The organism is Enterobacter cloacae complex sp. IR53030, assembly GCF_049238365.1.
In the GTDB taxonomy this organism is placed as follows: domain Bacteria; phylum Pseudomonadota; class Gammaproteobacteria; order Enterobacterales; family Enterobacteriaceae; genus Enterobacter; species Enterobacter kobei.
Map to the genome: position 1 here is coordinate 61,640 of NZ_JBMKHA010000005.1, position 26,216 is coordinate 87,855.

The following is a 26,216-nucleotide window of genomic DNA, read 5'->3' on the forward strand; positions in this document are numbered from 1 at the left end:
TTACCATGAATACGTCAGTTGTTTCACCGGGTCGCGCAGGCCTGATATTGCTGTTAACCGGCCAGATGCTACCCATGATTGATACCTCAATCACTAACGTGGCGCTGGACGCCATTACCCATTCACTGCACGCTACCGCCACCGAGCTGGAGCTGATTGTCGCGCTTTATGGCGTGGCGTTTGCCGTCTGCCTCGCGCTCGGCAGCAAGCTGGGAGATAATCTTGGCCGCCGTCGCCTGTTTATGTGGGGTGTGGCAATCTTTGGCCTGGCCTCGCTGCTGTGCGGAATGGCGGGGAACATTGAACAACTGCTGGCCGCGCGTATTGTTCAGGGGGCGGGTGCCGCCCTGATCATGCCGCAAATTCTTGCCACGCTGCACGTCACGTTAAAAGGCACCGCCCACGCGAAGGCGATTAGCCTGTTCGGCGGCATTGGGGGGATTGCGTTTATCGTCGGCCAGATGGGCGGCGGCTGGCTGGTATCGGCGGATATCGCCGGACTGGGCTGGCGTAACGCCTTCTTTATTAACGTCCCTATCTGCCTGGTGGTGCTGGCGCTGAGCCGTCGCTACGTGCCGGAAACCCGCCGTGAAACGCCGTCGCGCATCGACTGGGCAGGGACCGTCTTGCTGGCCATCATGCTCTGCTGTCTGCTGTTCCCGATGGCGCTCGGCCCACAGTGGCACTGGCCGTGGTCGCTAAAGGTTATGCTTCTCGCCATTATTCCGCTGGCCTGGCTGATGGCACAGAATGCGCGCAAAAAAGAGCGTGGAAATGCCCATCCGCTGATCCCACCGCGTCTGCTTCAGCTCCGCAGCGTTCGCTTTGGCATCGTGATTGCGCTGCTCTTTTTCAGCGTCTGGTCCGGGTTTATGTTCTGTATGGCGCTGACCATGCAAACGGGTCTGGGAATGGCGCCGTGGCAGTCCGGGAACAGTTTTATCGCCCTCGGGGTGACCTATTTTATCTCCGCGTGGTTCGCGCCGCGGCTGATTGCGCGCTACAGCACCAGCACGATTCTGCTCACCGGCCTGGCAATCCAGATAATCGGCCTGCTGGCGCTGATCGCCACGTTCCGCTACTGGGGAGTGCAAAATACGGCGCTGACGCTGGCGCCAGCCACCGGGCTGGTAGGCTACGGTCAGGCGCTGATTGTGAACAGCTTCTACCGCATCGGGATGCGCGATATTCAGCCTGATGACGCAGGGGCCGCCAGCGCCATCTTAAGCACCCTGCAGCAGGCCGCGCTGGGGCTTGGCCCGGCCATTTTCGGGGCGATTTTGCTGCACGGGCTGCAACATCATCACGGGGATTACGCCCAGGCGATTAACCTTTTCCTGACGGTGGAAACCGGCCTGATGGTCATCCTGGCGCTGGCAACGCTGCGCATCCGTCATCGGCTGTGTTTACCCGTCGTGAAGGTCTGCCAGGCAAGCAAATAAGCCTGAGGTATTTGCATAATAGATCCGCAGCCGCCATTATGGGGCTGCATCAATACAGGAGACGTTATGCAGGAATTAATTGCTCAGGTTGAAGAGTTAGGCATTGAAATTAATCACACCACCTCTTTAGTGATTATCTTTGGTATTATTTTTCTTACTGCCATCATCGTTCATTTTATTCTGCACAAAGTCGTGCTGCGCGCATTCGAGAAACGCGCCCGGGCCAGCAGCCATTTATGGTTGCAGATCATTACCCAGAATAAATTATTTCACCGTCTGGCATTTACCCTTCAGGGGATAATCGTCAACGTTCAGGCCGTTCTCTGGCTGCAAAAAGGGAGCGAAGCGGCAGAAATGCTCACCACCTGCGCGAAGCTGTGGGTGATGGTGTATGCCCTGCTCTCCTTCTTCTCGCTGCTGGACGTCATATTCAATCTGTCGCAGAAAATGGCGACCGCCTCACAGCTGCCGCTGAAAGGGATCTTCCAGGGCATCAAGCTGGTGAGCGCGATTCTGGTGGGGATCTTAATTATCTCTCTGCTGATCGGTCAGTCACCGGCCATTTTGATTAGCGGCCTGGGTGCTATGGCCGCCGTTCTGATGCTGGTCTTTAAAGACCCGATACTGGGACTGGTCGCCGGGATCCAGCTTTCCGCCAACGACATGCTCAAGCTTGGCGACTGGCTGGAGATGCCGAAATACGGTGCCAACGGCACGGTTACGGACATCGGCCTGACCACCGTTAAAGTGCGCAACTTCGATAACACCATCACCACGATCCCAACGTGGGCGCTGGTCTCTGACGCCTTTATCAACTGGAGCGGCATGTCGGCCTCCGGCGGCCGACGCATTAAGCGCAGCCTGAATATCGATACCACCAGCATTCACTTCCTGGACGAGCAGGAGCAGCAGAAGCTGATTCAGGCGAAACTGCTCAAGCCGTATCTGGCCGCACGACATGAGGAAATTAGCCTGTGGAATCGGAAAAATGGCGAAGGTGAATCGGTATTAGACCTGCGCAAAATGACCAATATTGGTACCTTCCGCGCCTACCTGAATGAATATCTGCGTAACCACCCGCGCATTCGCAAAGATATGACGTTAATGGTGCGTCAGCTGGCACCGGATGCCAACGGCCTGCCGATTGAAATATACGCTTTCACCAACACGGTGATCTGGGCAGAATATGAGGAGATTCAGGCTGACATCTTCGATCATATTTTTGCGGTGGTGGAGGAGTTTGGTTTGCGTATTCATCAGTCACCTACCGGGAACGATATTCGCTCCCTGGCAGGGGTTATAGCGCAATAATCCGGTACTGGCGCGGGAAATAAAGCGCCAGTCCATCATCACTCTTTCCGTGGGCGCCTCGGGGTTGTCGATTTTATTTAAGAGCAGGTCGACCGCCTTGCGCCCGATATCCCGCGACGGCTGTTCGATGGTGGTCAGCGAAATCATGTCCGCCAGCTCGGTGCCGTCAAATCCCACAACAGCAATATCCTCCGGCACCCGCAGCCCGGCCTGCTGAATGGCGCGCAGTGCGCCCGCCGCCAGCGTATCGGAGACGGCAAACACCGCATCCGGTGGATTATCCTGCAACAGATTTTGCATCGCCACCATCCCCGCGCGGAAGCTGAGATCGCTGGCGTATTCAACCGCCTGATACTCCAGATCTTTCAGGTGGATCACGCTCTTATAGCCGCGCTCGCGCAGACGGGCATATTTATAGCTCAGGTCGTGGTTGATCATCGCGATGCGTTTGCGTCCACCGTCGGCAAGCTGGCTGACGGCATGCTGCGACGCATCAACGTCGTTAATCCCCACGCAGGAAACCGCGCCGGCATCGGCATATTCGGCACACTGCACCCACGGTGCGGAGCCAATCAGCGCGGCCAGTTCCGGCAGCTTTGAGAAAGCGTCCATGGTGATAATGCCGTCGACGATTTTGCCCGACAGCAGGCTTAAGCCCGAACGGGAACGTTCGATGTCCGACCCGGAGTTACACAGCAGGATCCGATAGCCGTTTTTCTCCGCCTCTTCTTCAATGCCCTTCACCACTTCGGCGCAGAACGGGTTGGCAATGTTTGAGACCATCACCAGGATCATATAGCTCCGGGCAGTACGTAACTGACGGGCCAGTAAATTAGGCTGGTAGTTGCTCTCTTTGATGGCCTGCAGGACGCGCTCGCGGTTTTTTGCCTTCACGGTGTCGCTGTTATTAAGCACGCGGGAGACCGTCGCCACGGAGACCCCGGCCAGCTGAGCGATTTTCTGAATTGACATAGCGACGACACATCCTGCGGTTAGCGTTTTGTGCAGGCTACCATAAATTTGTTGCCCGGCGAACCGGGCAACACGTCATTGCGCCACGCGTACCCAACGCTGCTGCTGATGACTTTTCACTATGGCATCAATGATATACATCACGTTTGCGCCATCGTGGAAGGTCGCAAACTGCGGCGCCTCCGGCATCGCTCCCGCCTGCACGGCGCGGTAGAACTGCATCATCATATTTTTAAAGGCGTCAGGCCAGCCTTCGATGTGCCCGCCGGGGAAGTGTGCGCTGCTGGCCACGTCAGGGTTCATCAGGCCTGGATCATCGGTGAGCGTCTGATTTGCCAGCGCGCGATGGCCGATCCACAGCTGTTGCGGCACCTCCTGATCCCACGCCACTGACTGCTCGCTGCCGTTAATCTCAAACGTCAGGCGATTTTTACGCCCGGCGCTCACCTGCGAGACGCTAAAGCAACCTTTGCTGCCATCGTCAAAGCGGAACAGCACTGAGCCAAAGTCTTCGGTACTGACCGGTGTGTTGGTATACGTCGCCGCCTCATCGTGGGAGAAAGTCTGATGACCGCCCATGCTGGCCTTACGCGTCGGCCAGACGATGGAGAGATCGGCCATGACCTCGGTAATGCGCCTGCCGGTCACAAATTGCACCGTATCGCACCAGTGGGAGCCGATATCCGCCACCGCGCGCGAAGCCCCGCCAAGCGCGGCATCCACCCGCCAGTTGTAGTCGGTTTCCAGCAGCATCCAGTCCTGTAAATAACTGCCGTGTGAGGCGAATAGCCGCCCGAGGCTGCCCGCGCGCATCATGCTCGCCGCCTGGCGCACCATCGCAAACTGGCGATAGACAAAGCTCACGCCGTGCACCACGCCAGCCTGCTCCGCCCGCGCCACCAGGTCACGCGCCTCGTCCGAGGTCATGCAGAGCGGTTTTTCAGAAAAGACATGTTTTCCCGCGCGCAGGATCTGACGGTTAATCTCCGCGTGCAGATGATTGGGCGTGCAGTTGTGCACCACGTGCAGGTCAGGAAGTGCGAGCAGTTCCGCCACGCTGGCGCAGGCGTGGGGCACGTTAAGCTGGCGTGCTTTTTCCTGCGCGTTGGCAAGCGTGCCGTCGCAGAGCGCCACCACCTGCACAAACCCGAGACGCCGCAGCGCCTCGATATGCGCCGGGCCGATAAACCCGCTGCCGACAATCCCGACATTAATCATGGCTGCCCCCTGCCGCGAAGTCATCAAACGCACGCCCGGATACGGGGATGATGTGGCGGCGGATAAACTCGCTTCCCTCACTTGCGCCGGTATCACCGTCTTTCAGGCAGCACTCCCACTCAAGCACCGCCCAGCCGTCATAATCGTACTGGGTCAGCTTGCTGAAAATGCCTTTGAAGTCGATCTGTCCGTCGCCGAGCGAACGGAAGCGCCCGGCGCGGTTGATCCACGGCTGGTAACCACCGTACACGCCGCTGCGCCCATTAGGACGGAACTCGGCATCTTTGACGTGGAAGGCTTTGATGCGCGCGTGGTAAATGTCGATGAAGGTCAGGTAATCCATCTGCTGTAACAGCATGTGGCTCGGGTCGTAAAGGATATTGCAGCGCGGGTGATTATCCAGAAGCGCCAGAAAACGCTCAAAGCTCACGCCGTCGTGCAAGTCTTCGCCCGGATGCAACTCAAAACAGACGTCCACGCCCTGTTCGTCAAAGGTATCCAGAATCGGTCGCCAGCGGTTTGCCAGCTCCTCGAATGCCGCCTGAAAACGCTGCTCGTTATGCGGCGGCCATGGATAGAAAAACGGCCACGCCAGCGAGCCGGAGAAGGTGGCGTGCGCTTTCAGGCCGAGTCTGGCTGAGGCGACTGCCGCCTGCTTTAGCTTTTCCGTTGCCCATGCCCGACGAGCCGTATCATTACCGCGCACGGCGGCGGGGGCGAAGTGGTCAAACGCGTCGCTGTAGACCTCGTTTACCGCCACAAGCTGCCCCTCCAGATGGGTCGACAGCTCGCTGATGACCAGCCCGTGCGCGCCCAGCTTGCCGGTAATGTCATCGCAGTAGGCCTGGCTCTCTGCCGCTTTTTCGACATCAAAAATGTGCGGATGATTGCAGGGGATCTGCACCGCTTTGTAACCCTTCGCCGCCGCCCAGCCTGCCAGTCCGTCGAGCGTGTTGAACGGCGCTTTCTCGCCAATAAATTGCGACAGAAAAATGCCCGGTCCTTTCATCGTCCTCATAGCCCCTCCTGAACATTACGCCTTGTCATCGTCATACCTGAACGTGAGAAGGAAAATCAGCGCGATCGCCGCGGCAGCCACCGCCGGGATCCACCAGAATGTCACCCATGCCTGCGGCACGGTCTGCCCGGCCACCAGACGGTTATAAAGCGCGCCGGAAATCTGAGAGCCCAGCAGCATGCCGATGCCGTAGGTGAACATGACAATCATGCTTTGCGCCTGTCCTTTCACCTTTTCACCCGCCACGCGGTCGGTGTAGATAAAGCCGACGACGAAGAAGAAATCGTAGCAGACGCCGTGCAGCAGGATCCCCAGGTACAACAGGATGCGTCCTTCCTCGCTGACGCCCAGCGCGAACATGGCATAACGCACGAACCACGCCAGCATGCCGATCAGCAGCATGACTTTCACCCCCAGACGGCGGAACAGCAGCGGAATGACCAGCATGAAGAAGATCTCTGACATCTGCCCGAAGGACATGGCGGTGCTGACGTCTGCAATACCCGCATCCGCCAGATACGAGGCGGTATAGGCGTAATAGGTGCCAAGCGGGACGGAGATCAGCATCGCGCAGACGGAGAAGACAAAGAAATGGCGGGTTTTGAGTAGCGCAAAGGCATCGGCACAAAAGAGATCGCGCACCTGCACCGGTAGCCCTTTCGCTGGCGCTGGCGTGTGCGGCAGCGTCAGGCTGTAGAGTGCGAGCAGCAGGGAGCTGGCTGCCGCCACCTGGAAGATGGTGACGCTGGACGCCACGCCGGTCACGCCGATGAAAATTCCCGCCACGATCCAGCCGATGGTGCCGAACACGCGCACCACCGGGAAAGTTTTATCCACGTTCGCCAGGCTGTGAAATGCGATGTTGTTGGTCAGCGCCAGCGTTGGCATATAGCAGAGCGTGTAACCAAACAGCAGGCCAATCAGCAGCGCGCCGTTTTCGGCAATCAGCGCCCCCGGCACGAACCAGAGGATTGCCGCGCCCGCCAGGTGCATCACCGCCATCACCTTCTGCGAGGCAAAGAAACGATCCACCAGCATGCCGAGCACAAACGGCGAGAGAATGGAGGCGATGGGCCCGGCGGAGAACGCATCGCCAATTAACAGAGACATGTTGTGCCGGGTCATCACCAGGCCAAGCGTGACTGACCAGCTACCCCAGATGAAAAACTGCAGAAACATCATTAACGACAGACGCGGCACCAGCAGCCGGTGCTGTGTTATCGCCTTTTCACTACTTTCAGTTGACACCATGATAAGCCTCACCCGGAAAAAGTAATCGATTACAAATGACAGCAAATAAAAAGTAATCGATTACAAAATAAAGATCCTATGGATCGAAACAGAATTGGGAGGGGGGTCACGATAAAGGTCGATGTATGACAAAACGAGGCGTTCTGATTGTCACTATAGCCTAAAGGCTATAAAATAATATAGCGAGGAAGCTAAAGGAGAAACGATGTGGAATGTCGAGACAACGGACAGATTTGATCAATGGTACTTCGAACAAACAACAGCATTAAAAGAAGATGTGCTAGCGATGATGCATATTCTTGCTGAGTTTGGCCCAACGCTTGGGCGGCCATACGTAGATACCGTGAATGCTTCAGCCTATGCGAACATGAAGGAATTACGGATTCAACATGCGGGAAATCCCATCAGAGCTTTTTTTGCTTTTGATCCTGACCGTAAGGCAATTGTGCTCTGTGCTGGAGACAAAACCGGTTGCAATCAAAAACGGTTTTATAACGAAATGATTACGCTGGCTGACGTTGAGTACAGCAGACATCTGGCGGATAAGGAGGCCATATGGCAACGCTAAAAGAACTCATGGCACAACAGAGTGCGGAAAGTCAGGAGCGTATTGCGGCTAAAGTTGATGTAATACGCAGAATTGTTGCCCTGAACCAACTGCGGGAAGAGCTCAATATTTCGCAGACAGAACTGGCCGCGGCAATGGGGGTAAAACAACCAACTGTGGCAAAAATCGAACAGCCGGGAAACGATCCCCGGCTTTCAACACTCAAACGCTATGTCAGTGCGCTCGGCGGTGAAATGAGCATTGATGTGACGTTACCGAATGGGAAACGAATAGCGTTTCAGATTTGATATTGCACATTCAAAGCCGGGTGGCGGCTTCGCCTGACCCGGCCTACAAAATAATAACGGCCCCGAACATGTAGGCCCGGTAAGCGCAGCGCCACCGGGCGAAAAACGTACTACTTTTTACGGGATAATTTAAACGCAATAAACAGGAACACCACCCACACTGGCAGCAGCATCGCTGAGAGACGCATCTCATCCATCGTGCACATCAGCACCAGAATCAGCCCCAGGAACGCGATACAGATATAGTTTCCTGCCGGGTAGAGCAGCGCTTTAAACTGCGTCTCGCGTCCCTTGCGTCGCATCGCCGCACGGAAGCGCAGGTGCGCGAGGCAGATCATGATCCAGTTCAGCAGCAGCGTGGCGACAACCAACGCCATCAGCAGGCCAAATGCCGCTTTCGGCAGCAGGTAGTTGATCAGCACCACTAATGACGTAATCGCGCCGGAAAGGAACAAGGAATTAATCGGCACACCGCGACGGCTGACGCGGGTCAGGAACTTCGGCGCGTTCCCCTGTACGGAAAGGCCAAACAGCATACGGCTGTTGGAGTAAACGCCACTGTTATAGACCGAAAGCGACGCCACCAGAATGACGAAGTTCAGCGCCGACGCCACCACATTGCTGTTCAGATCGTGGAAAATCATCACGAACGGACTGCTGTCAGATTTCACTTCCCCCCATGGATAGAGCGCCAGCAGAACCACCAGCGAGCCGATGTAAAACAGCAGAATACGGTACACCACCTGGTTGACCGCTTTTGGGATACTTTTATGCGGGTCGCGCGCTTCGGCAGCGGTAATACCAATCAGCTCCAGCCCGCCGAAGGAGAACATGATCACCGCCAGAGAGAGAACCAGTCCTTTCCAGCCGGTTGCCAGAAAGCCGCCGTGCTGCCAGAGGTTATCAATGGTTGCCCGCTCGCCGCCGTGACCGGAGAACAGCAGCCACAGGCCAAAGCCGATCATCCCGATAATCGCCAGTACCTTGATCAGCGCAAACCAGAACTCAGTTTCGCCATACAGGCGCACATTGACGAGGTTAACGGCATTAATGATGATGAAAAAGGCCGCCGCCCAGATCCACGTCGGGACATCCGGGAGCCAGTACTGCATGTAGATGCCTGCGGCGGTCAGTTCGGCCATCCCCACCAGCACGAACATCACCCAGTAGTTCCAGCCGGAGAGGAAGCCTGCAAACGGGCCCCAGTATTTGTAAGCAAAGTGTGCGAAGGAGCCTGACACCGGCTCTTCAACGACCATTTCGCCGAGCTGGCGCATGATCAGGAAGGCGATAATCCCGGCGATGCCGTATCCCAGCAGTACTGCAGGGCCAGCCATTTGAATGGCGGGGCCGATGCCGAGAAACAACCCGGTACCAATCGCGCCGCCGAGGGCAATTAACTGAATATGTCGATTTTGCAAACCACGTTGCAGCGTCGGATTCTGATCCGACGAGGCTTCAGCGCTACCATGGCCTGAAGCGGATGACGCGTCTTTCACGCCCTACCCCTGTCTCTTTTTTAGAAGGGGCACGTTTTAACACTTCATGCTGGTGGTAGCAAGTTTAACGCCGGGCCAGCGCATGCGCCCGGCGGATTAACGTCACGACCCGATGATCCCGCCGTCCGCTTTGACGATCACCACCGTTGACGAACGCGGGCGTCCGTTCGGGCTGGCGTCTGGCCAGTTAGAGACGGCACGCGGATTGGCCGGGTCGGTAATATCATCCCCGCCCTCTCCCGGATGCTGAATATTGATAAACAGCGTCCGGTTGTCCGGCGTAAACGCAATACCGGTGATTTCACACCCACGCGGGCCCGTCAGGAAACGACGAAACTCATTGCTGCCCGGAATGGTGGCCACCATCTGGTTATTGCCCATCCCCTCATACGCTTTTTTGTTGATCGTGCTGGAAGAGACGTCGGTCTGGATCCACAGAACACCCTGATGATCGAACGACAGACCATCCGGGCTGCCGAATGCCGCGCCCTGCATAGAGCCTTTGGCCTTCGGATCGTCGCTGTCTGTGCGCCCGCCCATGACCAGAATATCCCATTTAAAGCGTGCGGCAGCAGGATCGTCCCCCTCTTCGTGCCAGTGCATAATATGGCCAAACACGTTATTAGCACGCGGGTTGGCGGCATCGACCGGGGCTTTCCCCTCTTTCCCGCGATCGCTGTTGTTGGTGAGCGTACAGTAGACGCTGCCGCTGGCGTGCGGATCGACGGCTATCCACTCCGGGCGATCCATTTTCGTCGCCCCCACCACGTCAGCCGCCAGGCGGGTTTTTATCAGCAGATCGCCCTGGTTTTCAAAACCGTGGCTTTTATCCAGGCCATTCTGCCCGAAGATCAGCGGCAGCCAGTCGCCGCTTCCCTCTTCATTGAACCTGGCAACATACAGCGTACCCGAGGTCAGCAGCTGCATATTGGCCTCACGGTTCGCAGGATCGTATTTTTTGTCAGAGACGAATTTATAAATGTACTCAAACTTCTGATCGTCCCCCATATAGACCACCACGCGATTATCGGCGGCGAGCGTAACGGCGGCCCCCTCGTGCTTGAAGCGGCCAAGTGCGGTGTGCTTGCGCGGTGTGGAGGTCGGGTCGTAGGGGTCAATCTCTACCACCCAGCCGAACCGGTTAGGCTCGTTAGGTGTTTTATCGACGCTAAACCGCTCATCCACCTCGTTCCAGCGGTAAGATTCGTCGCTGTCGCTGATGCCATAGCGCTTTTCCAGCGGATTACGTTCGGCTTTTTTCACGAAAATATCCGACCAGTTCTCCTCGCAGGTGAGGTAGGTGCCCCACGGAGTGTGGCCGTTGGCGCAGTTTTGCATGGTGCCCAGCACGCGCTCCCCCTGCGGGTCGGCGGCGGTTTTCATTAAGTCCTGATGCCGTGCCGGACCGGTAAGCTGCATCGGCGTATTGACGGTGATACGGCGGGCATAAGAAGACGGGCGAACCACCTCCCAGTCGCTGCCCGCTTTTTTCACTTCCACCACCGACACGCCCATCGCGTTCTGCCCCTTGCGGGCTTTGTCGAGGTTCCAGTTCGCCATACCGTCCGTAAACAGCATCCCGTTATCGATGTATTCATGGTTCAGCGCCAGCAGACCATGTTCCGGGTTTTGCTCCCCCTGCGGCAGGCTAAACCACGCCATACCGTCGTGGTGCATCCCCGCCTGCACGGCCTGTTCGTCGGTCGTGTTGCTGGCATCCGGCTTAAATGCCGGCATGTGGTCTTTGATGCCCGTCGGGTCACCCCAGCGATAAAACGGGCGGGCAATATAACCTTCCGGCACCCTCACCGTATCGTCCGTGGAAACGGGAATACTGGTAAACCCAAGCGACACCGCTTTTGCCAGCGCGGACGGCTTCGATACCGCGGCAATGGCGCTATCAGGTTTGATCAAAAAGGGAAAGGAAACGGCAGCACCCGCCACGGCGCCCATCTGGAGAAAACGACGGCGGGAGAGGAAAACCTCTGCAACCTCGGAGAAAACCGGATTAGCGCTGCGGTTAGTGATGTCGTCGCGATGTTCTTTTTTAAAAACGGATTTGAGGGGTCTGCCCATAGCGGCTTCCTGTCATTGGCCAAGAGGTAAGGAGTTGGCGAACAGTGTAAGAAGCTTTTGTTACAATTTTATAACAGGATAACGGCGGGATTGGGGCGTCCCTGCCCCGGATAACGAGGTGGAACGCTTAGAACTCGTAGCCCACCGAGACCTTAAAGGTTCGCGGTTCGCCCTGAGTGATGTAGGTACCGGAATCGTCCACGCTGGCCCAATAGTTTTCATTGGTCACGTTGTCGATGCCTGCGCGCACGGTCATCTGGTTTGCATTGTGGTTCAGCGCGAAGCGGTAGCGCATGCCCAGATCCAGCGTGGTATAGCTGTCCAGCTTTTTGCTGTTCGCGAGATCGGCATACTGCGTGCCCGAGTGGTTCACGCGTGCGGTGGCGGTCAGGCCGTCAACTGGCTTGATGTCGTACTCTGCCCACAGCACGGCATAGAAGTTCGGCACACCAATCGCATCGTTGCCTTGATTCACGCCGTTTTTGGTTTTGGTCAGCTCGGCCTGCAGCCAGGTGGCGCTGGCGTTCAGGCGCATCCCGAGCATGGGCTCGCCAAAAACGTTGAGCTCTACGCCACGGTTACGCTGTTCAGCGTCCAGGCCGTAGTGATTGTCATCGTCGAGGATCGCCGATGGCATTTTGATCTCAAACAGCGCCAGAGAGCCGCCCACGCGTCCAAAGTCTGCCTTCATGCCGATTTCATTCTGTTTAGAGTGAACAATACCGGTACTTTGGCCGTAGTTGGTGGCGGTGTCCGGCGCGGTTTTTCCCGGCTGCAGCGCTTCGGTGTGGTTGGCGTAAAGGGAAATCTGCTCCCACGGTTTATAAACCACGCCGTAGGTTGGCATCCAGCGGCTACCGTCGAAGCCGTCCGCGTCGTTTTCCGCACCGGTAATTTTGTTATACCCGCGGATGACCACTTTCTGATGACGCGCCCCCGCGGTGAACAGCAGCTTGTCGTCCAGGACGCCCAGCGTATCGCTCAGCAGCCAGCCCTGAGTACGGGTGCGCCCGCTGGTTAGCGGATCGCTGTATTTGCCACCTGATCCATTGAAGTTGGAGCTGTCCGGCATATCAACGCCGGTGTTGTGGTAGATGTTGGTGGTCGGGTTATCCTTCGTCGCAGACATTTTCCACGCTATTTTTTCGTTTTTGGTCGTCGCCGAGTAGCCGACGTTCACCTTGTGCGACACAAAGCCGGTATTGAAATTCCCGCGAATGCCCGCCATGCCGCTAACGGAATCGCTGATGCGGTTAGTATCCAGACGGCTGACCGTGGCTTTGCCGCTTTTGTCCAACAGCTTCGGCGCGCTGTAGATCCCTTCTTCGTGCGCGTGCTGCGCGCCCAGGCCGGTATAGGCGGTCCAGTTATCGGTGATGTCGTATTCGCTGCGCCACATCCCAAATTCGTTTTCGATGTCGCTGTAGGCCCACTTCTGCGAGAAGTTACGATCGTTTTTCGGCGGTTCAGGCACGAAATCCACTGCCGAGATGTTGACGCTGGTCGGGCTGCCGTGGAAGGTTTTCTTCTGATAGCCCAGATCCAGCGAGGTGCGGACGTTGTCGCCGTTGTAATCGAGACCGGTGGAGAGCAGCGTGGTGCGGCGACGGTCGTTCGGTACGCCTGTTTCCCCTTCACGGTGGACCAGGTTCACGCGCGCGCCGAACTGGTCGCTGTCGCCAAAGCGACGGCCTGCATCCAGCGTGGTGCCAAACTGCGAATCTGAGGTGTAATCCACGCCCACTTTTGCCTGCGGGGTATCGCCCGCATGTTTCGGCTCAAGATTGATCATCCCGCCCACGCCAGAGCTTGCCGCACCGTTCATCAGCGCGTTGGCGCCTTTGAAGATCTCAATACGGTCAACCATCTGCGCATCCACCACCTGACGCGGCAGTACGCCGGACAGCCCGCCAAACGTCATGTCGTCGCCGTCAAACTTCAGGCCACGAATGCGGTAGGTCTCCGCGCTGTTACCGTATCCCTGAACGTACTGCACGCCCGCATCGTTGGCGACCACGTCAGCGATGGTTTTCGCCTGCTGATCTTCCACCAGCTTCGAGGTGTAGCTGATGATGTTGAACGGCACGTCCATGGCGTTCTGCTGGCCCAGCATCCCCATGCGCCCGCCGTTCGCCACCTGCCCGTCAAGAAAGGCCGGTACCAGCTGGTCGCCGCCGGGTTTAAAGTCGCTGGCAGGTGCAGCCTGCACAACAAGCGTATCTTCTTTTTTATCATCCGCCGCCTGGACGGAATGTGTCACCGCCCCAATGGCGAGCGCCAGCAGCGTTTTGTGTATTTTGGTGTTGTCCATCGTTAACTCATTTGAAAGTGCGCGAAAAAATGACCCGTTGTCGGGCCTTAGAATGTATTAACTGCAATGCAAATGAGAACTATACGCATTATCTATGCATTGGCAAGCGTCACGCGTTCATGAAGGGAGGTAATGAGGACGATGGGGAACAACCACCCCGTTTTGGGGTGGTTATGATTATAAAACGCGCGCAGTGCCCGTCACATCAATGCGTACCGCCGCGCCCGGGTGCCAGCCCGGCTGACTGATGGTCCTGAGGATAATGGGCTGTTCATGCCCGGCTAATACCAGCGTCAGCGTAGACAGCTGACCGGTGAAGTCGACATCAAGAATGGAGACCGGGCTTTCATGAGGCGCACATGCCGTCACGCGCAATTGTTCAGGACGCATCATTACCCGGCCCTCTCCTGTTGCATGCGGATTGTCCGTCGGCACCTCGCCCAGTGCACACACGGCGTAACCGCCAGCGAGCTGAGCAGGTAGGATCACGGCATCGCCAAGAAACAGCGCCGTCTCTTCGTCAACGGGACGGGTATAGACGTCATAAGGCGTTCCCACCTGCGTGAAGCGGCCAGAACGCATCACGGCAACCTGCGTGGCAAAAGACAACGCTTCGTTCTGATCGTGGGTGACCAGAATTGAGGCCACGCCCGCTTCCGCCAGCAGATCGGCCGTTGCTTTACGCGTCATGGCGCGCAAGCCGGTATCCAGCGCCGAGAACGGTTCATCCAGCAGCATCAGCGAAGGACGTTGGGCCAGCGCACGGGCAAGCGCCACGCGCTGCTGCTGTCCGCCGGAAATCTCATGGGGCCAGTGCGTCGCCAGCTGCCTGTCGAGAGAGACCATCTCCATCAGCACCTCAACGCGCTGGCGCTTCTCATGGCGGGTACCGTTCAGCCCCCAGGCAATGTTATCTGCCACGTTGAGATGGGGGAACAGCGCGCCCTCCTGGGGCACAAAACCGATCCCGCGCAGGTGAGCAGGAACAATATGATTTTCATCAAACAGCGTTTTTCCCTGCATGACAATGCGGCCGGTATCCGGCGTCTCAAACCCGGCGAGAATACGCAGCAGCGTGGTTTTCCCCGACCCGGAGGGGCCGACAATCGCCGTGTGGCTCCCCGGCGCAACGCTCAGGTTTAAGCTGTCGAGCACCTGCACGTCCGAAAACGATTTTGAAATGGCGGTTAATTCAAGCATGTCATAGCCCTGCAATTTTTTTCGACTGCATATAGAGAATGGCGGTCAGCGGGAGTGAGATCAGAATCATCAGCATCGCGTAGGGCGCGGCGGCCACATAATCAATTTCACTGGTCAGCGCCCAGAATCCGGTGGAGAGCGTGCGGGTTCCCAGCGGCGAGAGCAGCAGCGTGGCGGTCAATTCGTTGCTGACGCCAAGGAATACCAGCGCGGCGCCTGCCGCAGCGCCCGGTGCGGCCAGCCGCAGGGTAACGCTCCAGAGCGCTTTCGCAGGCGTGCTGCCCAGGCTGCGCGCCACGTTTTCCAGCTCAACCGGCGCCTGGGCAATCCCTGCCCGCAGGTTAATGAGCGCGCGGGGCATAAACATCAGCAGATAGGCCAGGAACAGGGTGATTTCCGTCTGATAAATGGGGCGAGCGTAATGAATAGTGACCGTGACCAGCGCCAGCGCGGTGACAATGCCCGGCAGCGAACTGGTGATGTAGATGCACCCTTCCAGCATCCGGAAAATACGGTGCGGGTAGCGGATCCCAAGCCACGCGATGGGGATGACGCACGCCGTCGTCAGGAGCGCTCCGCCCACGCCGAGCATCAGCGTCTGGCGCAGGGAGTGCCAGAGATCGGCGTTCATCCAGTTTTGCACGCCGCCGAGCCAAATCCAGCGGCACAGGACAATAAGCGGCACGCCCAGCGCCAGCATGACCAGCGCGAGGAAAAACAGCTGTCCCAGCGCAGCCGCCGCAGGCTTCAGCGGCCAGCGTTTCTGTTCACGTGCCGCGCCAGCGCCAATGCGTGCATAGCGCGCTTTCCCGCGCGTCACGCCTTCCAGCACTAAGATCGCCAGGCAGCATAAGGCCAATACGCCCGCCAGCATGTTCGCTGCCGGGCCGCTGAAGGTGGACTGAAACTGGTCATAGATGGCCGTTGTGAAGGTATCAAAACGGATCATCACGTACAGACCGTATTCCGCCAGCAGGTGCAGCGCCACCAGCAGCGCGCCGCCGCAGATAGCCAGTTTTAGCTGCGGCAGCACCACGCGGAAAAAGACCCGCCACGGCGGGGTGCCGAGCGAGGCGGCCACATCTTCCAGCGTCGGGTCAAGACGACGCAGCACCGCCGCAACCGGCATATAAATAAACGGATAGTAAGCTAAAACGGAGAGGAACACGCCCGCGGAAAGGCCATGCATCGAGGGAACCACGCTCACCCAGGCATAGCTTTGCACAAACGCGGGGATCGCCAGTGGGGCGACCGCCAGCGCGGACCAGATCCCTCGCCCGGCAAGCTGCGTGCGCTCCGTGAGCCAGGCGATCGCCACGCCCGTCACGATACACAGCGGTACCGCCAGCGCCGTCAGCCACAGCGTGTTACTGAGCAGTTCAGCAACACGTGGGCGAAATACCAGCGCCCTAATCGTTTCCCAGCCCGTCTCAACGCCTATGGCAATGATAAAACCCAGGGGCAGAAGTGCCAGTAAAGAAAAAAGGACAGCTAACGCTACCATCGGCAGTGCAGGACGCCTGCGGCCAGGCTCCCGCACGCTGTTTTTGCCGAGGTCGAGACTCAGACCAGACATAAGACCTTCACTTCACTCTCAGGATCACAGCAGACCGGCTTGCGTCATCAGCTCGATAACTTTTTTACTGTTGAGCGTTGAAGGTTCAACTTTCGGTGCATCCAGATCGTTCAGCGGGACCAGTTTCGGGTTAGAGGCCGCGTTCACGCCCACCGCATATTCAAAGGCATTGTTGGTGCGTAGGCTTTCCTGGCCCTCTTTACCGGTAATGTATTTGATGAACGCCTGGGCCTGGGCTTTGTGTTTGCTGGACGCCAGAACGCCACCACCGGAAAGGCTGACGAACGCGCCCGGATCCTGGTGTTTGAAGTAGTAGAGTTTGGTGTTTTTGCTGTTCTCACCCGTTTTGGACTGATCGACAAAACGGTAGTAGTGATAAATCACCCCGCCATCAATCTGGCCGGCGTTGACGGCTTTCATCACGGTGCTGTTGCCTTTATAGGCCACGAAATTCGCTTTCATCGCCTTCAGCCATTCCAGCGTGGCTTTTTCGCCTTTAAGCGCCAGCATTGCGCTCACGATGGCCTGGAAATCCGCGCCTGACGGTGATGCCGCCCAGCGGCCTTTCCACTCGGGTTTGGCCAGATCCATCAGCGACTTAGGCAGCTGCTGTTCGCTCAGTTTTGCCGGGTTATAGACGAATACGGTGCTGCGGGCGGCAATGCCGATCCAGCGGCCATGCGCCGGGCGGTACTCTGCCGGTACCTGCTTCAGGGTGTCTGCATCCAGCGGGGCAAACAGGTTAGCGTTATCCACCAGTACCATGGACGGCGAGTTTTCCGTCAGAAATACGTCTGCAGGTGATGCGCTGCCTTCCTGAACCAGCTGGTTACCCAGCTCGCTGTCATCGCCGTTACGCAGCGTGACCTTAATGCCGGTCTCTTTGGTAAAACCGTCAACCCACGACTTCACCAGGTTTTCATGCTGCGCGTTGTATACCACAATGCCTTCGCTGTTATCAGCGGCAACGGATTGTGTGGAAAGGAAAAGCGATGATGACAACAAGGCAAGCGAGAAGCAGGACAGCAGGCGAGAATTCATGAACATATCCTTAATAGAGCAACGGGAATAACGACGCATAGCGTTGTGGGACAGGATTAAAGCATACAAAAACGCTAATGATAATTAGTATCAATCCAGTTTAAGCGTAAAAGTGTAAAATTTCTTTTTTGCGGGGGGTGAAGTGATAAAAATCCAGATTTTAAAAACGGATTAATTAAAGATTAAGAAAACATTAAGACCAGCCCGAATGGATTTTAATTAGGCTTCTATTTATTAAGCGGTTATTTATCTGAAACGGGAAAATAATAGAGCTCGTTGCAGATCTAAGGGGAATAGTGAGAAGAGGAAGAGGCGTTAACATCTGAAACTAAATGGCACGCCCTGTAGGATTCGAACCTACGACCTACGGCTTAGAAGGCCGTTGCTCTATCCAACTGAGCTAAGGGCGCACTGAGAAGAGTGAACTTCGCGGCGGTGAAACGCGAAGAATTATACGGTCAATGGCAGGTGAGTCAATGCCTTTTCCGCTTTCAGAGGCAATTACCGCTAGCCGATTGTAAATACGGCTATTTTCTCAACATTTCTCGCTGTTTCACCTTAAAATTTAGCGCTGCGAAAAGGCTTAGTTGCATTTAAGTAACGCCTGCTGTTTTCCTGAACGTCAGCTCGTCACACTAGAGCGAGGTATCCCGGCCGCCTGGAGGCTGACAGACAACAGGACAATGGAGTGACAGCGCAAAACCCGTTCGATACGCCCCCCCGATTACAGTCTATTTCTCAGGACATCGTCGGCATCAAACTGGAGCCTATCGTCGCCCTCAACGCCCGGCGCCGGGTCGGCGTGGAGGTCCTGAGCGTCTTGTCCGACACCGGGCATAGCGAGGACTTCTTCCGCCATCAGTCGGCAGACGCGTCTTTGACGCTGCTTGAAGCGCAGCTGGCCGCATTAAAAAATACCCCGCACGGCAATAATCTTTTTATTAATCTGCCGATAACCGTGTTGACAGCATCTGCGCCTTTTGTGCGGCTCATCAATATGAAAACCGCGCCGCTGAATATTGAGATTGTCGACCTCCCTCTCTTTCTGACGCTTTCCGCCGCACAGAAGCAGAGCGTCGTTAACAACCTGCGGCAACTTCAGGAACGGGGACACACTATCTGGCTGGATGATATCGACGAAACTATCATTCAGCCGTTTTTATTTTGTCGATTACCGTTGAACGGCATCAAAATCGATAAGAACGCATTCTGGCGTTTACGCGCCACACCTGCACTGAGGAAACTGGTTTCACTTTGCTTTCAGCTGGTCGGAAGCGTACTCATCGAAGGTATTGAGACTGAACGCGATCGTATCTGGGCACTGCAGGCGGGTGCCGATCTCGGCCAGGGATATTACTGGCCGTCCTGGACATGGCCGGAGGATTAACACGCCATTTCCAGGAGGGAGGCCATGCGAATGACAGTGCGCCGTTACCGGCGGCGGCGTACAGGAAGTGATGCACTGGGATTTACGCACTCACCTTTTGCCCCCCCCTTTTTCGACCGACTCGAGTTTTTGAGCCAGTCCATCAACCAGCCCCGAAAAACCGATGCCCCGTTTATCATCCTGGTAACGGAGGACAATTTTTTGCGCTCCGGTTTTCTCAATGGGCAGTTTCCGCTAAGCAGCTGTTGCGACTTCACGTCGCTGGACGATGCGCTGGGTGCGCAGAGCCAATGGCCCTCGGCCCGTCTGGTAGTGGATATTGAAAGCCGTTCCACGGGGCTGATTGATCAACTGGATCAGTTAAGAAGACATAGTCTGTATCCCCCCTTCCTGACGCCGTGGCTGCTGATCCGGGCTGATAATTATGACGCGCGTCTCTTCTGCAAAGCGGCAGGTCCTTTTCATGTGCTCGAACGTCAGATGAACGCAGCAGGGTTTCAGCACAGCCTGATGGAACCCCGCCCCCTTCAGGGCTCCGATAGAGACTGGTTCTCGCGCAACGAATGGCCCATTTTGCAGGAACTTGCCCGTGGCAAGACGTTACGACAGATTGCCCTTCTGCAGAATCGTCCCTATAGCCGCATTATCTATCGCCTCAGCTGCATCCTGATGAAGCTCGGGCTGAGCCATCGCCAGGAATTGTTACACCTTCTTAATAACCTCTCAGACTGCTCGTTTTAACTTACGTCCTAACCCCTTATTTCCTAAAGCGCTTTAAGAATTTACTTAGCCATTATGTTAATTTAATGTTAAATATTAACAATAAAGTCGATTTTATAACTATTCTTAATTTATGGCCTTGAACCATGTGAAATGTCACAGATTGAATCAACTGCAGCACTTTCCTCCATCCGTTAAGTGAATGCAGAAGGCGTTAACGAGATGATAATGATGTAAAAACAAGCAGCTTCCCTTTACGCACCAGGAGCGGGAAGCGAAGCTGGCAGCACGTTCTCCTGTACGATCCTGGAGCGACGTTGATATCGCTTAAGGACTTTCAGATGAAGGTCTGAGGCCCTGAGAGGGCACTTTTTCGCCTCCTCTTCTCAAGATCCCGCCTGAAATCGAGACGCCATTTCATTAACATTTTTGCAACATAAAGAGACATCTGTTATTTTTTGTTATTACATAAAGATGAAAAGATGCGGTAAATGGGATACCAGGATAATTCCGCTAAATTTAAAAAGGAGGCCATTCAGATCCAGAAGATAATACAAACCAATAAGCGGAACGTAATTTACAGGGTTTTCGGAAAAAACTTACCCTGTATAATAAGATGCGTATCAAAATTGAATAAGAAAAACCTTTTTGCCAACACCAGCCAAATGAGACGACCGCGCTGAGGCAGAGTTCTTTTCATTACGTAAACAGGGATGCTTTCGCTCTTTCCAGGGAAATACTACGGTATAGGGATCTGCTCATTATATCCTTCCGGCATTTCGAGAGTTTTACAAAACTCTACATAACGCTTTTAACAATCTGAGGCATTAAAAATGAAACCGGCATCCGTTATCATTATGGACGAACATCCTATCGTCAGAATGTCGATAGAAGTCCTGCTACAGAAAAATAAGAATATCATCGTCAAGCTTAAGTCTGGCGATAGCCATGAAGTTCTTGACTGCATCCGCAATCACCCTATCGATTTGGTGATCCTTGACATTGAACTTACGGGCACAGATGCCTTTGCTTTACTTAATAGAATCAAAAACTTAAATAAAGACATTAAGGTTCTTTTCTTATCATCTAAATCAGAACTGTTTTACGCCGGACGTGCCATTCGCGCCGGGGCCAACGGCTTTGTCAGTAAACGAAAAGATTTGGGTGAGATCTACAACGCCGTAGAGATGATCCTGATGGGCTATTCTTTTTTCCCGTCGGAGACGCTGAATTTTATAAATCATATGGGGTCGGGAAAGGGAGAGCTGGCAGATATGCCGTTATCGAATCGCGAGGTTACGGTATTACGTTATCTGGCGAATGGACTGTCCAATAAGGAAATTGCGGAGCAATTGCTATTAAGCAACAAGACCATTAGCGCGCACAAATCCAATATTTATTCCAAGCTGGGGGTGCAAAGCATCGTGGAATTAATTGATTACGCTAAAGCACACGAACTGCTATAACCTGAATTCACTCCCTGCAGTTTATCTGAGCTGCAGGGAGTGCGGTCAGTGCTAATTATAATTAATCATGAAGGTCGCATCAGCATCAGCCTTTCCGGGCTGAGGGTTATCGGCAGTAGCAATATAATTGGCATAAAATGACAGTGTCGCATTCCCCTGCGCATCGACCGTGACCGGCTGGCTGGCCTGCTGGAGATCCAGACGCGATTTATCCGCATCCCTGATCTCGACGGCGACGCGGCTTGCCGTGCTGGCGTCGTTCAGTGCCAGCAACCCGTTGTTGCTCCCGTCAGCTTTACCAGAAAACGTAATGGACGCGGCCCCTGGCGGACAGCCGGTCAGTTTCAGCGTAAAAGGCATGGGCTGCGTGCGGCTCCCGGTAGTGCTGAGCTGCTTCGTGGGCCAGGTGCCCAGCGTGACGGTTTTGTCACTGTCGTTCCCCTCGGCCACGCAGGTAAAATCGACGATATTGCCGTAGAGCTGAATGTTAATTTCGCCCAACGCGGTTTCCGCCTGAGCCTGTGTGCAAAGCGCAAAGATCGCTACGGTGATAAAACGGATCCCGTTTCGCATATCGGCTCCTTAGTCGTAATCCACACGCAAATACCCGCGCGAGGTAAAGCGCCCTTCCGCGGGCTTATTGCCCGTCACGCTCACTGGCCAGACCCGGATCCCCACCTGCTCCTGCGCGCTGTCGTCCAGACGGAACGGAATTTTGCTCGTCAGGTTGTTAGGCGTTAACGGCGTACCACTCTCGTTGGCAATGATGAACCCCACATCCGGGTTATCCGATACCAGTGCATTACTGGAGACCTTTTCAGCCTCAACGCGCATCGTCAGCATGGCATTCGCCTCGACGTTAGTGCATTTAATCGCGATGGTTTTACTCTGCGATGAAACCCCTTCCGGCTTGTTACCCGCGCCCGCTTTGCTGAACAAGGAGGCGCCAATGTCCCCGAAATCAAACTCAACCACATTACCGGCATTGATTGCGCAGCTTTGCGGTACCTGAATGGTTCCGCTGTAGCTGATGGTATAGACCGGTGTGGTTAACGGGTCAGAGGCGGTCGTAGTCACGTAAACACGGAACATCGTGGCACGCGGGATCACCACCATGTTGATAAAACGCCGGGTCACCTTAAGACGGAAAACCAGGTTGGAATCCTTAACGCCAAACGGTTTGTTTTTTGAGACGTTCGGATGGCTCCCCATCTGGATATAGTTTTGCGGGGGGTAAAACTCGCCAGCATAGCTGTCCGTGATTTTCATGGCCCCATCCAGATAGTCGTTAAGCTTCAGATACTGGTAGCGATCGCTGGTCCCGGTGATCGGGTAATCCGTGACGTAGCTGCGTCTGGTGGTATTGCCGGTCGTGCCCTTCGGGCAGACGGCATTCACCCCCACCCATTGCGATTTTTCGCTGAGGGTCACAATCTGACCCACCTGGTTATTCGAGCTGTTGAATTTATCCGTCAGGTCGTAGTACACCTCTGTCGGCACGCCATTTTCGTTGACGCACACGGTCGCCAGTGCGTGTGACGCGGGCAGTAAAGCCAGAAGTGATAAAGCAAAAATGTGGATTTTAATCACAGCGGATCCCCTTAAGTGTGATTGCCTGTTGCAGGCTCTTTTCAGGCAAGCTGTAAGGCGCACGGCACTGGGACTGTGCCCCGTTCCCCCACTGGATCAGCAGTTCGCCTTCGAGCGGCAGCCCACTCAGGTAAATTTGCCCGTCATCCCCCACCATGCTGGTCACGCCACTCTGGGTTTCACGCACCACGGCGCCGAACGGCACGGGCTGGTTACCACGTGTGACGGTCAGCAGGGCACGCACGCCAATACGGGTGTCAAAGCTGGCGCGCACCAGTGCGCCTTTGGTCGGCACCACGCTGCTCACGTTATTTTCAATATCGGTGTTGTTGCTCATGGTATTGGTATCCAGCGCCACGCGGTTATAGCGATAGACGGTGGCATACGGCATCACCGCATAGCCGCGCCAGTCGGTCTTCACGCCGGTCTGGTTTTCCACGCTGACGCCTGATGCCCCCGGGGCTTTGATCAGCACGTTGGTGTCGCCCAGCGGCTGGCTAAAGGTCACGCCATCAGCATGGCCGACCACCCCGCCGGAGAGCTGCCAGTTGAAATCGTGCTGATCGCGGGAATAGTTGTAGCCCACCCCCAGCGTGCCGTAGGTTGCCTGCCAGTTGGCGCTGGCGCTTCCGCTTGAGCCGTTGGTGCTGGCGTGTCCCTGGGTCACGCTGTAGTTCAGGTTGCGGTCCTCCAGCAGCGTGCCGCTGACGCCGGTTTGCCAGCTGGTATCACCCTCACTGTTTCGGCTGGCGGATGCCGTGGCGTAGGCGCGGTCAATCGCGCTGTCCCGGCGATAGCCCTGACGGGTAAACAAGCTAAACGGCACGGAGACGTTGAACGACGCGATCCGGTCAGTCCCGTCGATACCGACGGATTTGTTCCACGACCACGAGACGGAATAGTTGATCCCCTTCACGCCCCCCGCGTAACCCAGCTGATACCAGAGGTTCGTTTCGTCCGTCCCCCAGTAGGTTTGCTCACTCCCGGAAATATAGACCGAGCCGTAATCCCCCAGTGACTGAGAGACGTTGAGCTGAAAGCGGCCTTTTTTGTTCCACGTCAGATTGTGATAACTCTGTACGTCAGGCACATCGTTACCGTCCTGATTATCGGCATACTGATAGCCTTCCATTGAGCGCCAGGCGACATCATCCAGGGTGTAAAACCCTTTGGTGGAGTAGCGGTAGCCCAGCAGCTGGAAGTTGGTGCCGAAGCCGTTGAGCGATTTGGCATAAAGAAAACGCAGCGACTGCCCTTCGTGCTTGCTGTCGTCCGCGAGCTGGCTGCGGGCATGAGTGATATCGACCGATACCGCGCCCCAGTCACCGAGGTTTTTCCCGGCCCCGACGGCCAGCGCGGTATAGCGTGACGCCAGCTGCGTACCGCCATACAGGGTAAAGCCGTTGGCAAGACCGGTCACCAGGGTGCCCTGGGTGAAGAACGGCGTATCCTGGTCGCTGTTACCGCTGCGATAGTCCCCCGCCACGAGATCGTATTTCCAGCGCCCTTCTCGCTGCAGCAGCGGGACGGTTGAATACGGCACGGTGTAGCGCTGCTGGCTGCCGTCTTTCTCTTCCACCGTCACCTCCAGGTCACCGCTTGAGGAGGTCGGGTTAAGATCGGTGATGGCAAAGGCACCAGGCTGAACGTAGCTTTGATAGATAACGTAGCCGTTTTGACGCACCACAACTTTGGCTGGCGTCCTGGCAATACCGCGCACGGTCGGGGCGTAGCCCTGCAGGCTGTCCGGGTACATGCTGTCGGACGAATAGAGTCGTCCGCCGCGAAAACCGACGCTGTCGAAAACATCATTCCCGGTATTGCTGTCGCCCAGCACCAGTTCGCTTTTGAGCGGGATAACGGTGCGCTGCGCCCAGGTGCCAATATTCTCCCACTCACTGTGCCGCTGCCCGTTATTCTGGGTGTAACGCCATGCGCCGTTGTTACGTAAACGCCAGGCACCATAGTTCAGCCCGCTCTGTAGGTTGAGATAGTAGCTGTCGTCTTCGCTTCCCCGGTTGCCCGTGAAGCTGTAGTTCACCAGGGCGGCGGGAATACCTTCATCCCACTGTTCGGGCGGGATGTAGCCGCGCGCACTGTTTTGCATCGCCACCTGCGGCAGGCTGACGTTCAGACGCTGTGAGGCAAAGTTAAATACCGTTTCGCTGCCGGGAATGGCCGTGGTCAACGGAACGCAGGTTTCGCCCTGCACGTTAGCCAGTTCGGGAAACGCCGCAACGTTGACGCCAAAGCGATCGAGCATCGCGCGCGTAATGCACGGGGTCAGACCGCCCGCCACCGGTGGCGTATTCTCAGCCTGCTCAAAACGCACGTCCTGAGTGCCGATAAACTCATCGTTACGCCAGATATCCACGCGATAAACGCCGGGTGCCTGCTGGTGTCCTTGTTCAAAACGCGACAAATCCGCCACGCTGGCAGTATCGTCAGACAAGAAGGCCGGGTTGAAGTAGCTTTCGCTCCAGCCAGCCTGGGGCCAGAGCGTGGCCATCAGCGCCAGCGCAACCGGGCAGTAACGTCCCTGATGGTTTTTCATCGCCCTGTCTCTACTCACAGGTTGACGCTACGCGCCGGTGTAATGGCACCATAGTCGTTCACGCTCTGCCATGAGAGCGTACCGCTGGCACCGGCTGGCAGCACCTGCTGAGCCGAGTTTTTCGGTGCCACCATCAGGTTCTCCAGCGTCTGACCGCCCAGCTTCAGGTTGACCAGGGTGATGTAGTAAGGAGACGCATTGCTGACCTTGAGATGGTTACCAACGCGCTCAAAACGCAGTTGAGAGAGTGCCTCTTCTGGCTGCATCGCCAGATTATTCGGGCGTACAAACAGTTTGATACGCGAAAGGATCGCCAGCTGCAGCACGTTATTGTTTTCTGTTTTTGCTTTGTTCACTGACGGGATCGCCTTCACGTTCATGTAAAAGAGCGACTCGCGATCGGCGGGCAGCGCTGGCCCGGCGTAAATAATACGCAGCGTGTTTTCACTGTCCGGCTCGCTAACAAACAGCGGCGGCGTGACGGCAAAGGTTTTCTCCTTCTGCCCGTTTGCATTTTCGATCCACGCGTTAATTAAATAGCGTTCTTGTTTATTGCTGTTGGTGATCGCCAGCGACGTTTGCTTTGCATCAGCCGGGTAAATAACGCGTGTGGCCCCCAGCGCAATACCGCCGGAAGCATTCGCGCAAGTAGAAACCATCATTAAAATAAACGATAACATCAGTCCTGGTTTAATTTGCATATTCATCAAAACCGTACCTTTAATAATG

21 protein-coding genes and 1 tRNA gene are annotated in these 26,216 nt (G+C 55.9%); 7 read left to right on the forward strand and 15 right to left on the reverse strand.

The genetic code is table 11. The annotated features are described in order from the left end of the window. The first annotated feature begins 5 nt into the window (after positions 1 to 5). The gene (locus ACOTXR_RS06960) at positions 6 to 1,442 is read left to right on the forward strand and encodes an MFS transporter (protein WP_023336854.1); all 1,437 of its coding nucleotides are present in this window, start codon (positions 6 to 8) and stop codon (positions 1,440 to 1,442) included. A gap of 66 nt (positions 1,443 to 1,508) precedes the next feature. Further along, positions 1,509 to 2,753, forward strand: a complete 1,245-nt coding sequence (locus ACOTXR_RS06965) for a mechanosensitive ion channel family protein (RefSeq protein ID WP_023336853.1) — start codon at positions 1,509 to 1,511, stop codon at positions 2,751 to 2,753. Here ACOTXR_RS06965 and ACOTXR_RS06970 read toward each other — a convergent pair. The 4 genes from ACOTXR_RS06970 to ACOTXR_RS06985 all read right to left on the reverse strand — a co-directional run bounded on the left by ACOTXR_RS06970 (position 2,703) and on the right by ACOTXR_RS06985 (position 7,212). Then, entirely contained in the window at positions 2,703 to 3,725 is a 1,023-nt protein-coding gene (locus ACOTXR_RS06970; protein WP_058690610.1) for a LacI family DNA-binding transcriptional regulator, read from the reverse strand. The two genes, ACOTXR_RS06965 and ACOTXR_RS06970, sit on opposite strands and share 51 nt — an antisense overlap. A 75-nt stretch (positions 3,726 to 3,800) precedes the next feature. Beyond that, entirely contained in the window at positions 3,801 to 4,943 is a 1,143-nt protein-coding gene (locus ACOTXR_RS06975) for a Gfo/Idh/MocA family protein (protein WP_058690611.1), read from the reverse strand. Next, positions 4,936 to 5,961 (reverse strand): sugar phosphate isomerase/epimerase family protein, encoded by a 1,026-nt coding sequence (locus ACOTXR_RS06980; protein ID WP_032637265.1) that lies wholly within the window; start codon positions 5,959 to 5,961, stop codon positions 4,936 to 4,938. Before ACOTXR_RS06980 ends, ACOTXR_RS06975 begins: the two co-directional genes overlap by 8 nt. 15 nt (positions 5,962 to 5,976) lie before the next feature. Beyond that, complete coding sequence (locus tag ACOTXR_RS06985; RefSeq protein WP_023332295.1) at positions 5,977 to 7,212, reverse strand: MFS transporter; 1,236 nt, start codon at positions 7,210 to 7,212, stop codon at positions 5,977 to 5,979. Positions 7,213 to 7,417: 205 nt separating this feature from the next. On the opposite strand from ACOTXR_RS06985, the gene ACOTXR_RS06990 reads away from it, so the two are divergent. Next, entirely contained in the window at positions 7,418 to 7,780 is a 363-nt protein-coding gene (locus ACOTXR_RS06990; RefSeq protein ID WP_222834795.1) for a type II toxin-antitoxin system RelE/ParE family toxin, read from the forward strand. Further along, positions 7,768 to 8,067: a helix-turn-helix domain-containing protein gene (locus ACOTXR_RS06995; RefSeq protein WP_014882863.1), complete on the forward strand. Its 300-nt coding sequence runs from the start codon at positions 7,768 to 7,770 to the stop codon at positions 8,065 to 8,067. The genes ACOTXR_RS06990 and ACOTXR_RS06995 overlap by 13 nt, the downstream gene beginning before the upstream one ends. Positions 8,068 to 8,177: 110 nt before the next feature. Here the strand turns inward: ACOTXR_RS06995 and pheP are convergent, their stop codons facing one another. From pheP to ACOTXR_RS07030, 7 genes are all read right to left on the reverse strand, one after another. Continuing rightward, the gene (gene pheP, locus ACOTXR_RS07000; protein WP_058690612.1) at positions 8,178 to 9,566 is read right to left on the reverse strand and encodes a phenylalanine transporter; all 1,389 of its coding nucleotides are present in this window, start codon (positions 9,564 to 9,566) and stop codon (positions 8,178 to 8,180) included. A 102-nt stretch (positions 9,567 to 9,668) separates the two neighbouring features. Beyond that, positions 9,669 to 11,642 carry a PhoX family protein gene (locus ACOTXR_RS07005; protein ID WP_078310105.1) on the reverse strand — a complete coding sequence of 658 codons (1,974 nt, stop codon included), beginning with the start codon at positions 11,640 to 11,642 and terminating at the stop codon, positions 9,669 to 9,671. A 127-nt stretch (positions 11,643 to 11,769) separates the two neighbouring features. Beyond that, positions 11,770 to 13,953 carry a TonB-dependent receptor gene (locus tag ACOTXR_RS07010; RefSeq protein ID WP_058690613.1) on the reverse strand — a complete coding sequence of 728 codons (2,184 nt, stop codon included), beginning with the start codon at positions 13,951 to 13,953 and terminating at the stop codon, positions 11,770 to 11,772. Positions 13,954 to 14,130: 177 nt separating this feature from the next. Further along, positions 14,131 to 15,153 (reverse strand): ABC transporter ATP-binding protein, encoded by a 1,023-nt coding sequence (locus ACOTXR_RS07015; RefSeq protein WP_200923839.1) that lies wholly within the window; start codon positions 15,151 to 15,153, stop codon positions 14,131 to 14,133. A 1-nt stretch (position 15,154) separates the two neighbouring features. Then, positions 15,155 to 16,729, reverse strand: coding sequence for an ABC transporter permease (locus tag ACOTXR_RS07020; RefSeq protein ID WP_058690615.1), 1,575 nt, complete (start codon positions 16,727 to 16,729; stop codon positions 15,155 to 15,157). 24 nt (positions 16,730 to 16,753) lie between these two features. Further along, the gene (locus ACOTXR_RS07025) at positions 16,754 to 17,770 is read right to left on the reverse strand and encodes an iron ABC transporter substrate-binding protein (protein ID WP_014882857.1); all 1,017 of its coding nucleotides are present in this window, start codon (positions 17,768 to 17,770) and stop codon (positions 16,754 to 16,756) included. Positions 17,771 to 18,103: 333 nt separating this feature from the next. Beyond that, positions 18,104 to 18,180 (reverse strand) — tRNA-Arg (locus ACOTXR_RS07030). Between the two features lie 278 nt (positions 18,181 to 18,458). Between ACOTXR_RS07030 and ACOTXR_RS07035 the strand changes: the two genes are divergently transcribed. The 3 genes from ACOTXR_RS07035 (at position 18,459) to fimZ (ending at position 21,343) form a co-directional block, all read left to right on the forward strand. Further along, positions 18,459 to 19,157 (forward strand): EAL domain-containing protein, encoded by a 699-nt coding sequence (locus ACOTXR_RS07035; RefSeq protein WP_047344456.1) that lies wholly within the window; start codon positions 18,459 to 18,461, stop codon positions 19,155 to 19,157. 24 nt (positions 19,158 to 19,181) lie between these two features. Continuing rightward, positions 19,182 to 19,898 carry a helix-turn-helix transcriptional regulator gene (locus ACOTXR_RS07040; RefSeq protein ID WP_023336844.1) on the forward strand — a complete coding sequence of 239 codons (717 nt, stop codon included), beginning with the start codon at positions 19,182 to 19,184 and terminating at the stop codon, positions 19,896 to 19,898. Between the two features lie 812 nt (positions 19,899 to 20,710). Further along, entirely contained in the window at positions 20,711 to 21,343 is a 633-nt protein-coding gene (gene fimZ / locus ACOTXR_RS07045; RefSeq protein ID WP_200923838.1) for a fimbria biosynthesis transcriptional regulator FimZ, read from the forward strand. Positions 21,344 to 21,394: 51 nt separating this feature from the next. On the opposite strand, the gene sfmF is transcribed toward fimZ, so the two are convergent. Genes sfmF through fimC form a run of 4 tightly spaced genes read right to left on the reverse strand, consistent with a single transcriptional unit; the run spans position 21,395 to position 26,194 of the window. Further along, entirely contained in the window at positions 21,395 to 21,916 is a 522-nt protein-coding gene (gene sfmF, locus ACOTXR_RS07050; RefSeq protein WP_023332275.1) for a fimbria assembly protein, read from the reverse strand. A gap of 9 nt (positions 21,917 to 21,925) precedes the next feature. Continuing rightward, positions 21,926 to 22,933 carry a type 1 fimbria D-mannose specific adhesin FimH gene (fimH, locus tag ACOTXR_RS07055; RefSeq protein WP_101706467.1) on the reverse strand — a complete coding sequence of 336 codons (1,008 nt, stop codon included), beginning with the start codon at positions 22,931 to 22,933 and terminating at the stop codon, positions 21,926 to 21,928. Beyond that, a complete protein-coding gene (locus tag ACOTXR_RS07060) occupies positions 22,926 to 25,487 on the reverse strand; it encodes a fimbrial biogenesis usher protein (RefSeq protein WP_078309387.1) in 2,562 nt (853 codons plus the stop codon). Before ACOTXR_RS07060 ends, fimH begins: the two co-directional genes overlap by 8 nt. Before the next feature lie 14 nt (positions 25,488 to 25,501). Next, entirely contained in the window at positions 25,502 to 26,194 is a 693-nt protein-coding gene (gene fimC, locus ACOTXR_RS07065; RefSeq protein WP_078309385.1) for a type 1 fimbria chaperone FimC, read from the reverse strand. Between the last annotated feature and the right edge of the window lie 22 nt (positions 26,195 to 26,216).

Coding starts and splice junctions, on each gene's coding strand:
- ACOTXR_RS06960 (WP_023336854.1), top strand. CDS start 6: ATGAATACGTCAGTTGTTTCACCGGGTCGCGCAGGCCTGATATTGCTG.
- ACOTXR_RS06965 (WP_023336853.1), top strand. CDS start 1,509: ATGCAGGAATTAATTGCTCAGGTTGAAGAGTTAGGCATTGAAATTAAT.
- ACOTXR_RS06970 (WP_058690610.1), bottom strand. CDS start 3,725: ATGTCAATTCAGAAAATCGCTCAGCTGGCCGGGGTCTCCGTGGCGACG.
- ACOTXR_RS06975 (WP_058690611.1), bottom strand. CDS start 4,943: ATGATTAATGTCGGGATTGTCGGCAGCGGGTTTATCGGCCCGGCGCAT.
- ACOTXR_RS06980 (WP_032637265.1), bottom strand. CDS start 5,961: ATGAGGACGATGAAAGGACCGGGCATTTTTCTGTCGCAATTTATTGGC.
- ACOTXR_RS06985 (WP_023332295.1), bottom strand. CDS start 7,212: ATGGTGTCAACTGAAAGTAGTGAAAAGGCGATAACACAGCACCGGCTG.
- ACOTXR_RS06990 (WP_222834795.1), top strand. CDS start 7,418: ATGTGGAATGTCGAGACAACGGACAGATTTGATCAATGGTACTTCGAA.
- ACOTXR_RS06995 (WP_014882863.1), top strand. CDS start 7,768: ATGGCAACGCTAAAAGAACTCATGGCACAACAGAGTGCGGAAAGTCAG.
- ACOTXR_RS07005 (WP_078310105.1), bottom strand. CDS start 11,642: ATGGGCAGACCCCTCAAATCCGTTTTTAAAAAAGAACATCGCGACGAC.
- ACOTXR_RS07010 (WP_058690613.1), bottom strand. CDS start 13,953: ATGGACAACACCAAAATACACAAAACGCTGCTGGCGCTCGCCATTGGG.
- ACOTXR_RS07015 (WP_200923839.1), bottom strand. CDS start 15,153: ATGCTTGAATTAACCGCCATTTCAAAATCGTTTTCGGACGTGCAGGTG.
- ACOTXR_RS07020 (WP_058690615.1), bottom strand. CDS start 16,729: ATGTCTGGTCTGAGTCTCGACCTCGGCAAAAACAGCGTGCGGGAGCCT.
- ACOTXR_RS07025 (WP_014882857.1), bottom strand. CDS start 17,770: ATGAATTCTCGCCTGCTGTCCTGCTTCTCGCTTGCCTTGTTGTCATCA.
- ACOTXR_RS07040 (WP_023336844.1), top strand. CDS start 19,182: ATGCGAATGACAGTGCGCCGTTACCGGCGGCGGCGTACAGGAAGTGAT.
- fimZ (WP_200923838.1), top strand. CDS start 20,711: ATGAAACCGGCATCCGTTATCATTATGGACGAACATCCTATCGTCAGA.
- sfmF (WP_023332275.1), bottom strand. CDS start 21,916: ATGCGAAACGGGATCCGTTTTATCACCGTAGCGATCTTTGCGCTTTGC.
- ACOTXR_RS07060 (WP_078309387.1), bottom strand. CDS start 25,487: ATGAAAAACCATCAGGGACGTTACTGCCCGGTTGCGCTGGCGCTGATG.
- fimC (WP_078309385.1), bottom strand. CDS start 26,194: ATGAATATGCAAATTAAACCAGGACTGATGTTATCGTTTATTTTAATG.